This is a genomic window from Streptococcus oralis subsp. dentisani (assembly GCF_002096335.1).
Lineage (GTDB): Bacteria > Bacillota > Bacilli > Lactobacillales > Streptococcaceae > Streptococcus > Streptococcus oralis_Z.
On record NZ_NCUW01000015.1, the window covers coordinates 1 to 304 of the forward strand.

Sequence of the window (304 nt, forward strand, 5' to 3'; positions counted from 1 at the left end):
GGGTGCATTTTTCTATAAAACGGGAAGTAGCTCAGCTTGGTAGAGTACTTGGTTTGGGACCAAGGTGTCGCAGGTTCGAATCCTGTCTTCCCGATCATATTCTTCTTCAGAAGATGTGTCATTGTTTTTCTATGAGTAGCCTTTAACAACTATTAGTTGTAAATTGAGACTATACTCAGGAGAGAACTTTGTTGGTTCTCTCCTTTTTGGGCTCTTTGTCAACTGTAGCGGGTTGAAGAAAAGCTAAGTTCGGGAAAGGACAAAATTCGTCCTTTCTTTTTTGATGTTCAGAGCGATAAAAATC

Annotated in this window: 1 tRNA gene; it reads left to right on the forward strand. The window is 40.1% G+C overall.

Annotation, left to right across the window (positions count from 1 at the left end):
- The first annotated feature begins 20 nt into the window (after positions 1 to 20).
- A tRNA-Pro gene (locus B7709_RS00175) sits at positions 21 to 94 on the forward strand.
- Positions 95 to 304 lie beyond the last annotated feature (210 nt).